We start from the raw sequence: 14,568 nt of genomic DNA on the forward strand, positions 1-14,568 counted from the left end.
CCTCACCTACCTCTCGTCGATGCCGGGGCCGGCCCGGCGGCCGTGGCCGCCTCGTCGGACCCACGGATCTGCCTCATGGTCACCCGGATGCCGGCGCGCACCCGGGGCAACGTCAACAAGCCGACGCAGCCGGCCACCAGCACGGCGAGCGCCACCGCCAGGCCGGACAGGCCACGCCCCGCGGCGAGCACGCCGACCGCCGCCGCGACGCCCACCCCACCGACGGTGGCCGCCGCGGCGTACAGCGTCGCCCTGCTGACAAGCGGTTCGCCGACCACCGACCGGGCGAAGCCGGCCGCGGTGAGGTTCTCGGTGGCGATGCCGGCGGCCCACGCCAGCGCCGCGCCCGTCGCGCCGTGACCGGGGATCAGCCAGAGTCCGAGCGAGACGGTCACGGTGAGCCCGGCCAGCGTGGAGACCAGGTGCAGGCCGCTGCGTCCGCCCATCAGCAGCAGGCTCTGCACGTTGCCGACGCCGGTGTTCACCAACATCGCCAGCGCCAACACCGTCATCGCCGGCACGCCGGCGGTGAACTCCCGGCCGAACAACTGCAGGAACGCGAGCGCGAACACCGCCAGCAGCAGGTACACCGGCCAGGACAGCACCAGCCCCCAGATGGTCAACTGCCGGTGCACGGCCGCCGCGGCGGCCCGCTCGCCGCGCCCGAGCAGCCGGGACAGCTGCGGCGACACCGCGACCCGCAGTCCCTGCATGGCGAGCTGACCGGCCAGCACGTAGCGGCCCACCGCGCCGAACACGCCCGCGTCGGCCGGTCCGGCCAGCACCGACGTCAGCAGCACCCCCACCCACATGCTGCCCGCGTCGATGGCCGCCGAGGCGGCCCGGGGCAGGGCGAAGCGCCAGAACGTCGACCAGTCGGACCTGGTCGGCCGTAGCGCCGCGCCCCGTCCCAACCCGAGCGGCCCGGCCACCAGCACCAGGCAGGCCAGCAACGCCAGCGCCGCCGGCACCAGCCAGCCGGTCATGCCGGCGAGCAGCCCGCCGCTCGCCAGCGCGGCGGCGCCGACCAGCGCGGGGCGGGCCACCGGCAGCAGGAGGAACTGGACGCCGACGTACGCGCGGATGGGCCGGACGCAGCGCAACGCGGCCAGCAGCAGGGTCATCGCCACCACCACCGGCACGGCGGCGAAGGTCAGCGTCAGCAACCCGTGCGCCGCGTCGCCCGAGCCGCGCAGCAGGCGGGGGGCGAGCGCGTCGGCGCTCAGCGCTCCCGCGACGGCGACGACCAACCCGGCCAGCAGCGGTGGGATCAGCGCCACCGGCAGCACCCGGGCCGCGTCACCCCGGACGCCGAGCCGCCGCCGGGGCACCGCCCACATGAGGCCGGTCTCCGCGCCGAGCGTGCAGACCGCGGTGGCCACGGTGACCACGCCGATCGCGGCGAAGAACGCACCCGCGCCGGCTGTTCCGTACCCCCGGGTGATCACCACGGCCAGCACGAACCCGAACAGGCCGCTCACGGCCGCGCCGAGCAACCCGGCCACCCCGCTGCGGGCGCTGCGGCGCGTCTCGACCGCGCCGGTGTCCGCGGCGGCGCGCTGCGGGCCGTCCCGGCCGGCGTCGGCCGGCGGTCGGGTGGCGGCGGTCATGCCGGCACCGCCGTGGTGGAGACGAGCGGCGGGTGCCATCGGTGCGGGCGGGGCGCGCGTTCGCGTTCGGTGAGCGCCATGGCGAAGCCGACCGCGAAGAACGCGACAGTCAGGTTCTGGTTGGCCATGCCGTAGAACGGGATCTGCACGAGGCAGACCACCGGCACGACGGCCAACCACTGACCGGCCGCCGACGTCGCCCGCGCGCAGACCACCGCGGCGGCCACGAACCAGCCCAGGAAACAGAGCAGCGCCGGTACGCCGTGACTGAACAGCACCATCCACAGTTGCCCCTGCGTGCCGATCGGCGCGTCGGCGGAGACGGTGTCCACGTTCACCGGAGCGCCGTAGCCCAGCCACGGCGAGTCCTGCACGCGGCGGATCACCTCCGTGTAGAGCGACAACCGGTCGGTGTTGGTGTCGCTGGAGTCGACCCGGTTGTTGATCAACTCGGTGATGGGGATGAAGAGCGTGGCCACAGCTCCGGTCACGACCACGCCGACGATGGACGCGGCGACGCGGATGTTGCCCCGCAGGCTGGCCCGCACTCCGAGCACGGCGAGCCCCGCGCCGAGGCTCAGGAACATCGCCCGGTTCAGGGTGAGGAACGCGGGGGCCAGCGACAGCGGCAACGACGCCAGCAGCGCCCACCGCAGCAGCCCGCGACGGCGCAACATGGTGTACGCCACCACGCAGGGCAACGTCATCGCGTACGCGCTGCCGTAGTTGTTGGTGTACGCGAACGGCGCGGCGGGCCGGTAGATCGGGTTGAGCGAGCGGGGGCTGTATTCCGCGGTGGTCAGGTGCACCATGTCCTGGATGAACGGCGTGCGGGCGACGCCGGCGGGCAGCAGCACCTCCATCGGGGTGGCCAGCGCGAACCGGGGCACGAGCACCCCGAGCCAGCCCAGCACCACCAGCGCGAACCAGAACGCGCAGAGCGGGGTGAGCACCGCCACCAGGTCGGCACGTTCCCGGGCGGCGGCGTAGACGTAGACGCCGACCACCAGCGCGGTCAGGTAGAAGGCGAGGCGCAGGGCGAACGTCAGCAGCGACGCCGGTGAGGACAGTTGGGTGGCGCTGACGACCACGATCGCCAGGAACAGCAGCCAGATGCCGGCCACCGGGGGCAGCGGCACCCGGCCCCGGGTGAGCAGCACCGCCAGCAGCAGCCCGCCCAGCAGCGACCAGCCCAGGTAGAACGCGCCGAGCGCCCACCAGAGCGGCACGAGGCCGAACATCGACGCCAGGGGCCAGAGCGGCAGCCGCGCGGGTGGCGGTGTCGGCGGCGTCACTGCGGCGGCGGCCGGCGTGTCACCGGGTGGCGGCTCGGTCGCCGGGGCGCGGGTGACCGACACCGATCAGGCCCGGCCGTTGCGGGTGAGGACGAAGCCCAGCGGGGTGACCCCGGCGGCGCGCAGCCGCTCCACGAGCCGCCGCAGGTCGCTCTGGCGGCTACGGTCCCGCTCGATGACCACCACCGCGCTGCCCTGTCGGGCGACCGCGACGCCGCGCTCGTCGGACTCGGCCGGTGGCGCGTTGAACAGCACCAGCCCGTGGTCGGCGCCCTGCCGCCAGGTGCCGAAGCGGACGCTGCCCACCCCCACGGTCACCTCGTCCGCCGACGCCGGACGGCCGTTGTCGGTCCGGGCGGACGCCACCCGGGGCAGGGTGAGCGTCGCGTCCGGGTCGGTGGACGGGCGGCTGCCGGGCGGGTGCGGGGAGGGCCGCCGAGTCGCCGGCGTATCGGCGGGAGCACCGCTGGCCGTCGGCGTGCCGGCCGGACGCGGCTTGGGCACCAGCGGGCGGGACGGGTCGAGGGGCAGCCGCCCCCGGTCGGCGAGGACGGCGGCACGCAGGCGCTCGACGCGGCCGCTGTCGTCGGCGACGAAGACCTCCCGACCGTCGGCGGCAAGCGCCACGGCCAGCCCGGCGGTGAGCGCCGTGACGTCCTCGCGGGAGGTGACCAGCGCGACCCGGGCCGGCTGGCGTACCCGCTCGGCGACCGCCATCGCCACGTAGCGGATGTCCGCGTCGACCGCCCGGGGACTACCCCGAAACGGCGGCCGACGTACCGTGCCGAGCAGCGGCAGGCCGGTGGCGTCCCGGCCGTCGGTGACCGAGCGGACCCGCCGGTCCGCCGACTCCCACGCGTACGCCAGCACGACGCCGATCAGCGCGCCGCCGAGCAGGCCGGCGACCAGGTAGAGCGGCCGGTGCCCGGCGGAGGTCACCAGCGCCCGCTCGGCGGTCTGGGTGACCCAGCCGGGGTTGACGTCGACCGCGGCGATCTCGGTGCGGGCCGTGTTGAGCTGGGTGAGCTGGTTGTTGAGGCCGGACAGCTCGGCCAGCGCCGCGTCACCGGCGGCGGTGCCTTTGGCGCTGCTCGCGCGCTTCTGCACCGCCGTCTGCTGCGCGACGACCTTGGCGATGCTCGCGTCGTAGGAGCGCAGCATCTCGGCGCGCTGCTGCTCGTACATGGCCCGCCGCACGTCGAGGTAGGACCGCGCGGCGAGGTTGGCGCCCTGCACGGCCCGCTGCGCGTCGTGCGTCTGGTAGGTGAAGCGCAGGATCTGCCCGCCGGTCGGCACCTCGACCTCCAGGGCGTTGCGGACGTCGCGCGGCTCGCCACCGACGGCGTCGGCGAGCCGCTGAACCACCTCGGTGCCGGTGGCGAGGCCACTCTCCACGTTCATGTTGACGGCGCGGTCGGCGCCCGCGCCGCTGGGCGTGAAGGCGTCGGTGACCACCGGTCGGACCGCCACGACCGCTCGGGCGGTCACCGCCGCCGGGACCAGCAGCACGTAGCCGAGGGCGGCGAGCAGGCCGACCAGGGCGACCGCGACCACCAGCCGCAGCCGGTGCATCGGCACCCGCACCAGGTCGGAGAGCGTCACCACGCGGGCGCCGCCGGAGCTCGACGAGTCGGGTGGCCAGGGGGCGGGCGTGGCATCAGTCATGGAACTTCTTCACCGTCTGTTGAGGATTGCCCACGACGACGACGCCCGGTGGCACGTCGGTGCGCACCACCGAGGCCGCGCCCACGACGCTGTCCCGGCCGACCCGGACCCCCTTGAGCACCAGGGCGTGCGCGCCGACCCAGACGTTGTCCTCCAGCACGATCGGCGCGCGGGTGGCCGGGCCGGGCGGCGCGTGCCGTTGGTCGGGCGGCAGGTTGTGGAAGTCGTTGTCGAGCAGCTCGCAGTCGGACAACAGGCACCTGTCGCCGACCGTCACCGACGTCCAGGTGCCGATCCAGGTGGCGTTGAGCAGACAGTCGGCGCCCACCCGTACCTCGCCGGGGCCGGCGAAGCGGACCAGCTTGTTGATGCGGGTGCGGTCGCCGATGGTGACCCGTACGCCCCGACGCAGCCGGATCCGGCCGCGGATCTGCACGTCCCGGCCGAGGGTCAGCCGCCGATAGCGCAACCCGTACCAGGCACGTTTGAGCGCGAAGACCAGGTGGACCGCGCGTTTCGCGCGGAATCCAGCGCCGCCGACCAACGACCCCTCCCCCACATCGCGGGGCCGGCGGCGGTGGTACCGCCGCCGACCCGACGTGAACAATCTACCGATCCTCCGTTACGAACGGTCGACCATCACTGCACGGAGAAGAACATTGAGGGGACAGACCACGACAACTCCGGCGTCGCTGCGGCGATGAGCGTCGTCGCCGTGCCGTTGACCACCGCGGTCGGCGCGGCCGTCGGGTCGAACGGGACGCTGCGCAACCCGCCGTCTGTGGCACCGTAGACGATCCGACCGTCCACCCAGGCCATGCCACGCACGCCCGACCAGGTGACACCACTCGTCGGCAGCGCAAACTCGGTCGCGCCGAGGTAGCTGCCGTCGATCTCGAAGTAGCGGTAGTAGAGGCTGTTGGCGCCGGTACGGGTGTAGTAGAGCCGGCCGTCGAGGTAGAAGGCGCCGGTGAGGTTCGCCGGGTTGAACCAGTCGTTGTAGCCGGACGCCTCCCACGACGAACCGATCGCGCCGCCGTTGAACAGCGAGACGTCGATCCGGCTGCCGGTGGGCGTACCCGCCACCGTGTGCGACCAGTAGATCCGGTCGTCGACCCGCCAGGTGGCGCCGGACGCGGTGTAGGCCGGCTGACTGACGGTGGTGGCGGTACCCAGCGTCACGCCGTCGAACGGCACCTTCGACACCTCACCCGCGCCGGTGCCCAGGTAGAGGTTGCCACTGCTGCCACTCGGCGGGTTCTTCGCCGTGAAGGTGCGACCGCCGGCGAGCGGGAACATGCCGAGCCGCCCGTGGTACTCCTCGCCCATGCCGTCCGAGTTGTGGCCGAAGTAGAGACCGTCCGAGCCGCGCCAGAGCACCGGCACCGCCGAACCCCAGGCGGTGGTGCCGGACGGCATCGAGGCGCTGCCGCTGCGCCGCGGGTTCCAGTTCACCGGCAGACCCGTGGCCGGGGTGACCGCGCCGATACCGAGCCGGTCGATCGCGCCGGGGCCGGCGTTGTCGCTGGCGTTCGGGTTGTTCAACCAGCGGAAGTGCCCGCCCAGGTAGATGACGTTGTCGGCCACCTCGACCGAGGTGATGGTGTCGTTGCCGGTGAAGTCGACCCAGGTGCCCAGCTGGCCGGTGCCCCGGGCTGCGGTCTCGAACCGGACCAGCGCGTCGCAGTACGCGCTCGGCCAGCCGGTGCCGCCGTTGCTGCCGACCACGAACCAGGTGCCGTCCTCGCCGAACTTGATGTCCTGCACGTAGTGCACGAAGGTCGTCGGGGCGGCGCACGGCGCGACGTACTTCTCGCTGCTCCAGTCCAGCACCGCCGGAGTGCCGGACACGTCGACGAGCGCGATCTGGTTACGCGGCAGATCGTTGAGGAGTGTGAAGTTGCCGCCGACGGCCAGGGTGTTGCCGTCCGGAGTGACGTCGATGGTCCAGACGTACGAGGTGGTGCCGTGCCGTCCGACGGTGGCGTCGACGGAGAAGGTCGGGTCGATCGCCCCGGTGGTCGCGTTCAGCCGGCCGAGACCGGCGTGTGCGGTGCCGTTGAGCCAGTTGAACGCGCCGGCCACGTAGAGCCAGTTGCCCGACAGCGCCAGATCCCGGACGGTGCCGCCGTCGGAGCGGCCCACCCAACTGTCGATGATCTCGCCGGTGCTCGGGTTCAACGCGACCAGGTTCTTGCGGGAGACCCCGTTGACGTTCTTGAAGGCGCCGCCGACGATCAGCGTGCCGCCGGGCCCCGCCAGCAGCGTGTTGACCGCGCCGTCGAGCACCGGCAGGAAGCTGGTGGACATCGCGCCCGTGGTGCGGTCGTACGCGAAGAGGTAACGCTGGGTGATCCACGCGGACGTGGCGGTCTGCCGAAGCTGGGTGAAGCTGCCGCCGACGAACACGGTGTTGCCGACCTGCGCGAAGGCGCGGGTCTCACCGTCGCGGGCGTGCGGGGTGAGGTCGGTGGGATTCGCGGACACCAGGGTCGCGGTCCCGGGGACCGGCACCACCGCCGCCGAGGAGGCCGTGGGGGCGCTGAGCACCGCGGCGAGGACCGCCAGCGCGACCACCCCCGCCCGGGTACGACGTCGTCCTGACAAACGCCATGAGTGCGAGAGTGTGGGCACGCTACGCCTCCAAGATGGATGAGAACCCGAGGTAGCGTGCCTCGCCCAGCCTGGTAGGCGCATCCGCCGATTGGGCGGTGCGTGAATCTGCTAGCCGACAGAACGCCGGAAGATCAGCTGGTGAATCTCCGATGAACGGCGGCTGTGTTCACAGTGTGGTCACACGTTTCAGCGGCTCCCTCCGGTGGGCTGCCGCAGGTACGCGTCCTTGCCGGCCTGGCTGAACCCGGCCACGGCGGAGGCGTCGTGGTTCATCGTCATGTCACAGGTCGCCGTGCGGGTCGTCATGCCCGGCGAATTGAAGTAGATGGCGGCCTTGATCTTCGGGTGCGCCTTCAGGGCCGCCGGGAACTCCTGGAACCAGCGCTGCTTCGCGCCCGGGTCCTTGGCGTCGAAGTTCGTGCCGAACTCGGCGAGCATCCGGGGCTTGCCCGCGCCGATGCCGTTCTCGTCGAGCCAGTCGTAGAAGCCGCCGATCGTCGTGCTCGGGCTCTTCCACACGGTGCTGCCGTTGCAGACGTGGAAGTTGTACGGGTCGTAGGCGACCCAGTCGACGTACCGGTCGCCGGGGTAGAGACCGGCGTACCGCGAGTAGTGCCCGGACCAGCCCATCATCGTCCACACCCAGACGGCGTTGTCCGCGCCCGCCTTGGCGAACCGCTCGTACACGTACTTCCAGGCGCGGACGAAGTCGGCGTCGCTACCCTTGCCCGGCTCGTCCTCCGGCTCGTGGTCGAAGCCCATGAACACCGGCACCTTGGCGGCCCGGATGCGACCGGCGACCGCGTCGATGGTGGCGTCCTGTCGGCCGCTGTAGATGTCGGACCACTTCAGCGTCGTACCGGCGGAGAAGTCGCGCGACTCCCAGGCGAAGAACATCAGCCGGCCCTGGCGCATCTGGTCCTGCTCGTAGTCGTCCGGGAACGCGCCGTTGCTGCCGGCGTTGGAGAAGTCGTGGTAGCGGTGCACGATGTCGAACTTGCGCCCGACCTGGGCCTCCACGTCGGTGATCGCCTTGCCGTGGTCCCAGCCGCTGCCGGCGTTGGCGGGTGAGTACATCCCCCACCAGGCGCCGCAGGAGGGCACCAGCGTGTCGGACACCTGGCCGCACTTGCCGGACGGGAGGGTGGGGCTCTGGGTCGGGGTCGGCGTACGGGTCGGCGCGACCGTCGGCGTGGGCCGGGGCGCGGCGGTGGTCGGCGCGACCGTGGGCGTCGGCGCGGGTCGGGTGGTCGGCGCCGACGTCGGCCCGCTACCCAGGTCGTAGCTGATCACCAGGCTGGGCCGCAGGTCGGCGTTGCGGTTCTCGACCGACGCCCAGTAGACGCGGGTCTCCAGGCCGGTCTGGGCCAGCGACACCGTCCAGGTGCCGTTTCCGGTGACCAGCTTGGAGACGTCCCACTCGTTGACGCCCTTGGCCACACCGGTCACCGAGTCCAACACGGTTCCCGCCTTCGCCGGGGCCGGTCGCGCCTCGCGGGCGCTCACCGACGAGGCGTGCGCGGTCACCGTGGCGGCGAACTGCTGCCAGGTGTTCATGCGCAGGGTCGCCCGGACGTTGACGGCGGCGGCGGGAAGCGTGGTCACCGCGAACTCGACGACCGCCTCCCGGCCACCGCGCGGGTTTCCGTCGCAGCGCGCCGGGCAGGTCGCCAGGGTCCCCTTGGTGGAGTTGTCACCGTCCTGCGAGACGATCGTCGCGGTGGTGTCCGCCACCGCGCGGATCGACAGGTCGTCGCTGGCCAACAGGGGCATCATGGTCGCCACGATGCCGGCCACCACCGAGCCGCCGACGACGCCGATGGCGATCGCCTTGCGCCGGGGGCCGTTGCGGAACCGGGTGATGCGGTGTAGTCCGTGCCTGGTCAAGGAGAACTCCCTGTGTCTGGTGCGATAACCGTGAGCAGCGTATCGATGACCAGGGCACACCGTCGGTAGGACAGTTTTCCGTAAGCGCGTCTTAACCGTGAGCTAAGAAAGACACCGGGGCGGTCCGCCGGGCAGGTGGGTGGGACTCCGATCTCGAGCCCCACCCACCCCGCTCCTGGGCGTCACCAAATCGTGTCAGCCGGGCAACGGCGGCTGGAGGTCCCGATCGTCAACTACGGCGTTGCCGTAGCCCCGCGATCAGGAAGGTCACGCACGGGACGAGGAGCAACGCCAGTGCGTAGAGCGGCACCGAGAGGTCGGAGGTGAGGTACAAGACCGCTCCCACCAGCCACACGGCCGTAACCAAGCCGCCCAGCAGCAGATACTGCCCGCCACTTCCCTGCGGCCGCAACACACCGGAGCGGACTCTCCGCCACACCTGGACGACCACGACCACAGCCAACAGGGCCATGACCGCCACGATGGGCCAACCGAGCGAGCCGTACCCGAGCGCGGCAATCAGCACCAGGACGCTGAGGGCACCTATGGCGAGGAGCACCAGGACCGACATCAAGACCTCCGGCGGAAGGGATCATCAGAAGAGAGCTCTCGCGCCTTTGGAGAAAACCCCGCCGATCAGCCCGCCTACGGCACCCGCGAAGCAGTTCAGCGCGACGCCACTCCATGTTGACTCGCCCTTTTGGGAGATGAGCGTACCGACTGCGCCAGCAGCACACCCTCCGATGGCCCACGCGGCTAGCACCGGCGCGCCGAGGGTTGACGCAAACCCACCGATCGCTACACCCGCGATGGCCCCGCCGATCAATGCGAAGGCGTCGTTGGCCTCCGCGTCGGTCGCAAGTCCGGTGGGGTCGGTGTTGTTGGCCGGGTTGCAGGACGCGTAGCTGTACGCCAGGTCCTTACCGGACGGGTCCCGCTGGGTGAACCGACCCAGACCCGGGTCGTAGTAGCGGGCACCGAACTTGGTCAGACCGGTCGCGCCGTCGAGGTGACCGGACGCGTACCGCCAGGGGTTCGACACCTGCTGCGACGCCGACAGCTGGATGCCGTACGGGTCGTAGCTGTAGGAGTTGACCTTCGCAGCGCTTCCGTTCACCAGACCCACCACCGAGCCGAGGCCGTCGACGAGGTAGTAGTACCGCACCCCGTTGGCCCGCAAACCGATCAGCGAACCGGTGTTGTCCCGGGTGTAGTAGTCGGTGGTCCCCGGCGCGGGGTCCGTCGAGTTCGCGGTCACCGTGCCACCGGAGCCCGCCGGGGCCTTCGCCGAGGCGACGCCCAGGGCCGAGCTGACGTACGTGGTCGAGCCCGCGCCCCGCCGCTCGGTCTGGTCCGCGCCGCCGTAGGTGAGCGGAGTCAACGCCGTCCCGCCCGGCTTGGTGATCGAGGTGGTCTGGTTGTTCACCGTGTTGTAGGAGAACGCCCAGCCCGACGACGAGCCGGTGGTGTTGCCGTTGGCGTCGTACGAGTACGTCGTCGAGGCCGCAGACGTCAACTGGTGGGCGTCGTTGTAGCTGTACGACGTGGTGGTGCCGCTCTCCGTCTTGGAGGTGCGGTTGAAGTTCTCGTCGTAGTCGTAGCTGCGCGACAGCGCACCCGACGCACCCGTCAGACGGTTCAGCTTGTCGTAGGTGTACGTCGTCGTTCCCGACAGGTCGGTGACCTTCTGCCGCTGGGCGGTGTCGGTCGTGACCCCGTTGACCGTCTTGCTGTAGTCGTAGGTGAAGGAGGACAGCTTCGCCGACGTGCTGTCGTTGGTCGCCGTGATCGAGGTTTGCCGGCCGGACTTGTCGTACTTCATCTCCACGGTGATCCGCGGTGACGTCGGCAGGTACATGAACCGCCGCCGGTTGTTCTCGTCGTAGGTGAAGGTCACCGCGGTGGACGCACCCGGCTCCAGCAGCGACGTCACCAGGTTCACGGCGTTGTAGCCATAGGTGACCGAGCCGCCGCCGTCGGTGTACTTCGTCATGTTCCCGTTACGGTCGTACTCGTACCCGATCGGCGTCGCCCCGGGCACGGACTTGCTGCTGGGTCGGCCGAACCTGTCGTAGCCGAACGTCGTGGCACCGGTCGGATCGGCCACCTGGGTGAGGTTGCCGTCCTTGTCGTAGGTGTAGTCGACGACGACGGCGCCCTTAAAGGTGATCTTGTCGACCCGGTCCAGCTGGTCGTAGACGTACTGGGTCTTCTGACCCTTGCCGTCGGTGTGTTCGAGCATGCGCGACAGCGCGTCCGGCAGGATGGTGATGTCCCCCAGCGGGCCCGGGTTGTCCACCAGGGTCAGATTGCCCTTGGCGTCGTAGGTGTAGTTGGTGCGGACGTCCTTGCCGTCCTCGCGCCACTTGACCGTGCCGTTCGAGTTGTGCTCCGCCTCGTCGATCTTCTGCCCCGGATACTGCGAGCTCTCGGTGCCGGTCTTGTTGCCCGCGGCGTCGTAGGAGTAGGCGTTGGTGTTGCCCTGGGGATCCGTCGACCCGCTCACCGAGTTCGGGTGCGAGGTGTCGTTGTAGGACATCGTGGACTTCGCCCCGGTGGCGATGCCGACCGACGTCATGTTGTTGGTGTTGGCGTCGTACCCGAAGGTGGTGGTGTTGGTCAGCGAGTCGGTGGTGGTCTCGACGTTGTCGTTGGCGTTGTACTTCTTGGCCCGCTTGTGGCCGAGGGCGTCCTTCACCTCGGTGACCCGGTCGCGGGTCTCGTAGGTGTGGGTGGTGATGCCATCGGTGGTCGAGGCGGTGGCGTACCCGTTGGGGTCGGTCACCTCCGTCTTGCCGGTGGAGTAGGTGAGCAGCCACCGCGCCTCGGCCGGCGTGCCGCCCGGGTTGGTCAACTCGAAGTAGTCGAGCATCCGGGAGGTGTCGGGCTCGTAGCCGAGGTTGGTGACCCGACCCTCGGGCGTGATGATCTTTGTAAGTCGATCGCCGGTGTACTCGTAGACCGTGACGCCGTTGGCGGTGTCGGTCACCGTGTTCAGGTTCTGGTCCGAGTTGTAGGTGTAGCTCACCCGGCGTCCGGTCGAGTCGGTCATCGAGGTCAACCGACCCGAGGTGTACGACAGGGTCACCACCCGGCTCTGGGTGTCGGTGACGGTGGTGACGTTCCCCGAGCCGTCGTACCCAAAGGTGATCTTGTTGTTGTTCTTGTCCTGGGTGCGCAGCAGCCGGCCGGTCGCGTCGGCGAAGTAGAAGCTGCCCTCGCTCTTGTCGAACTTCAGCCGCAGTTCCCCGGTGCTGGTGTTACGGGTCAATTTGGCGTCCAGGCTCGGCGGGGTCCGCCAGGAGTTGGTGCCGTCGTTGACGAACCGTGCGGTGAAGCCCGTGGGCGCCTGGTACGTGATGTCGGCGGTGGCGTGGTCGGTCTTGGAGAACGTCACCTTCACGTCCTGCCCGGTGCCGAGCACCCAGCCCTTACCAAGCGTCGACGTGGCCGTCGACCGGGAGTTGTAGTAGCGGTCCAGCACCAGGTCGGTGCCGGTGCCACGGATGTTGAAGTCGGTACCCTTGAGCAGCAGGTTGCCGTTGGCGACGTTCACCTTGAGCTGCAACCGGTCGGTCAGGTCCTGGTCCTGGAAGGAGAACCGGCCCTGCTCACCGGTGGGCGAGCCGTCCGAGGTGGTCATGAACCGCCAGCTCGACCACGGCCCGGCGACGCTGCCGTCGTGGCCGCGAGCCCGCCACTTGTACGTGGTGTTGGCGACGAGTTCACCGGACGGCACCGTCCAGCTCGACTCGCTGCCGTTCGTGACGCTGCCGCCGGAACCGGAGACCTCCAGCGTCGACCCGCTGCGGTCGTAGATCTCGAAGTCGACCCGGCCGCTGCCGCCGTCCGGGTCGCTGAAGACACCCTTCATGGTCGGCGTCCGCGTCTCGGTCTCGCTCGCGTCGCCCGGCTGCAGCTTCGTCGGGTCCAACGCGTTGGGGTAGCTGTTGTAGTTCACGACCGCGTACGGAACCTCGCTCTGGATGTCCGCGTCGTCGGAGCGGAACTGCTTCCAGCTGTCCGGATCGGTCTCGCTGGTGGCCCGGATCCCCATGTAGGCGGTGGCCTGGTTGGCCGTGGCGGCCCGCTGGAAGAAGCTGGTGCCGGTGATGCTCACCCAGCCGTCGTCACAGGTGCTGTTCAGACCCTTGGTGGCGGTGGAGGAGGCCTCCTGGTAGTTCCACGCCGGCTGGTTCGTCCAGAGCGTGCCGGAGCTGGCCGCGCCGGTGGACCAGATCTGCCAGGACTTCGCGGAGCAGGTCGTGGAGTACCAGTTCCAGAAGTAGACGGTGGCCGAGGTGATCTGCTTGCCGCGCAGCGCGCTCGTGCCCCAGTGGACGAACCCTCGGGCGACTCCGGGGTTGGCCCCGGAGGCCTTGCCGATCTGGATGTCGTTCGCACCCGAGCGGGTCACGGTGTCGTCGGACTTCACGTAGGTCGCGAAGGTGGGCGATACCGGATTGATCGACGGATCCACGATCACCGGGTAGACCGTCGCGGGGTCCGCGAGGAACGCCTGGTCGGGGGTGAGCGCCAGGTCCATCGCGCCGGCCCGCGCGGTCTGCTTGGCGGCGATCTTGACCAGCCGCTTCGGGCCGCCGCTGGCCGGGTCGACGGACGAGTCCCACATCTCCGGGGTGGCCGAGGTGGCCACGATGCGGCCCTTGTCATCGGCGAAGCGCAGACCGCCGGCGCCGTCGCCGGTGGTCACCAGGCCCTTCGCCCGTACCGGCAGCCGCACCGACGCCACCTGGGCGGCGGCGGCCCGGTTCTTGACCAGCAGGTACTGCCGCACGCCGGTACGGCTGGCCTCGACCACGAGGTCGACACCCGGCCGGACCTCCGGGTACGTCGCGCGGTTGGCGGCCAGCACCGGCTTCGGCAGCGCGCCGGTCCAACCGATCGCGGCCCGGTGCGCGCCGACTCCGACGCTCAGCAGGTCGTGCTCGCCCGCGCCCACCGCGCCGGAAAGCTTGAGACCGTTGGGGTGGGCGACCGGTGCGACCGAACCATCCGCCTCCGCACGCATGGTGAGGTCGATCGGGACGAGCTGACCCCCCGCGTCCCGCATCCGGATCGGGCCGGCATAGACCTGGGCGGTCGACGTGCCGTCGGGGTTGACGAAGACATCCTGCGTCTCGCTGCGGGCGGCGAGGTTCTCCACCCGCTTGGCACACCGGCGAGCGGCGTCCACCGCGGCGGCCTCGTCGGGCTGCTGGTCGGCGCAACTGGTGTCGGGACCTGACGCCGGCGCTGGTGCGGCGACCGGGGCCGCGACCGCCGGCCCGGTCAGGGTCGGCAGCGTACCGGCCACCAGGGCCAGCGAAGCGGCGACCGCCAATCGTCGAGTGGCACGTGTTCCACCTCGGAAAAAGGCATGACTCACCTACGGACCTCCAAGTCCGAAAACGACAGTGATCGAACCGTAGGAGAGATACTTGCCGCACGTCAATCATTACTTTGCGTTGCCTGATAAGCAGTTCGGCTACCCG

General features: G+C 70.5%; 8 protein-coding genes. All 8 read right to left on the bottom strand.

The genetic code is table 11. The features are described from left to right. Nucleotides 1-2 precede the first annotated feature (2 nt). Nucleotides 3-1,610 carry a lipopolysaccharide biosynthesis protein gene (locus AB0B55_RS31515; protein ID WP_357175746.1) on the bottom strand — a complete coding sequence of 536 codons (1,608 nt, stop codon included), beginning with the start codon at nucleotides 1,608-1,610 and terminating at the stop codon, nucleotides 3-5. Then, nucleotides 1,607-2,851, bottom strand: coding sequence for an O-antigen ligase family protein (locus tag AB0B55_RS31520; protein WP_357133525.1), 1,245 nt, complete (start codon nucleotides 2,849-2,851; stop codon nucleotides 1,607-1,609). The genes AB0B55_RS31515 and AB0B55_RS31520 overlap by 4 nt, the downstream gene beginning before the upstream one ends. 120 nt (nucleotides 2,852-2,971) lie before the next feature. Beyond that, nucleotides 2,972-4,570 carry a lipopolysaccharide biosynthesis protein gene (locus AB0B55_RS31525; RefSeq protein WP_357133469.1) on the bottom strand — a complete coding sequence of 533 codons (1,599 nt, stop codon included), beginning with the start codon at nucleotides 4,568-4,570 and terminating at the stop codon, nucleotides 2,972-2,974. Beyond that, nucleotides 4,563-5,114 carry an acyltransferase gene (locus AB0B55_RS31530; protein ID WP_355053064.1) on the bottom strand — a complete coding sequence of 184 codons (552 nt, stop codon included), beginning with the start codon at nucleotides 5,112-5,114 and terminating at the stop codon, nucleotides 4,563-4,565. The genes AB0B55_RS31525 and AB0B55_RS31530 overlap by 8 nt, the downstream gene beginning before the upstream one ends. 95 nt (nucleotides 5,115-5,209) lie before the next feature. Further along, nucleotides 5,210-7,177, bottom strand: coding sequence for a hypothetical protein (locus AB0B55_RS31535; RefSeq protein ID WP_357133472.1), 1,968 nt, complete (start codon nucleotides 7,175-7,177; stop codon nucleotides 5,210-5,212). A gap of 195 nt (nucleotides 7,178-7,372) precedes the next feature. After that, the gene (locus AB0B55_RS31540; RefSeq protein WP_357133474.1) at nucleotides 7,373-9,073 is read right to left on the bottom strand and encodes a glycosyl hydrolase; all 1,701 of its coding nucleotides are present in this window, start codon (nucleotides 9,071-9,073) and stop codon (nucleotides 7,373-7,375) included. Between the two features lie 229 nt (nucleotides 9,074-9,302). Continuing rightward, complete coding sequence (locus AB0B55_RS31545) at nucleotides 9,303-9,644, bottom strand: hypothetical protein (protein ID WP_357133476.1); 342 nt, start codon at nucleotides 9,642-9,644, stop codon at nucleotides 9,303-9,305. A gap of 24 nt (nucleotides 9,645-9,668) precedes the next feature. Further along, entirely contained in the window at nucleotides 9,669-14,417 is a 4,749-nt protein-coding gene (locus AB0B55_RS31550) for an RHS repeat-associated core domain-containing protein (RefSeq protein ID WP_357175748.1), read from the bottom strand. Nucleotides 14,418-14,568 lie beyond the last annotated feature (151 nt).

It is taken from the genome of Micromonospora sp. NPDC049107, assembly GCF_040648595.1.
Taxonomy (GTDB): domain Bacteria; phylum Actinomycetota; class Actinomycetes; order Mycobacteriales; family Micromonosporaceae; genus Micromonospora.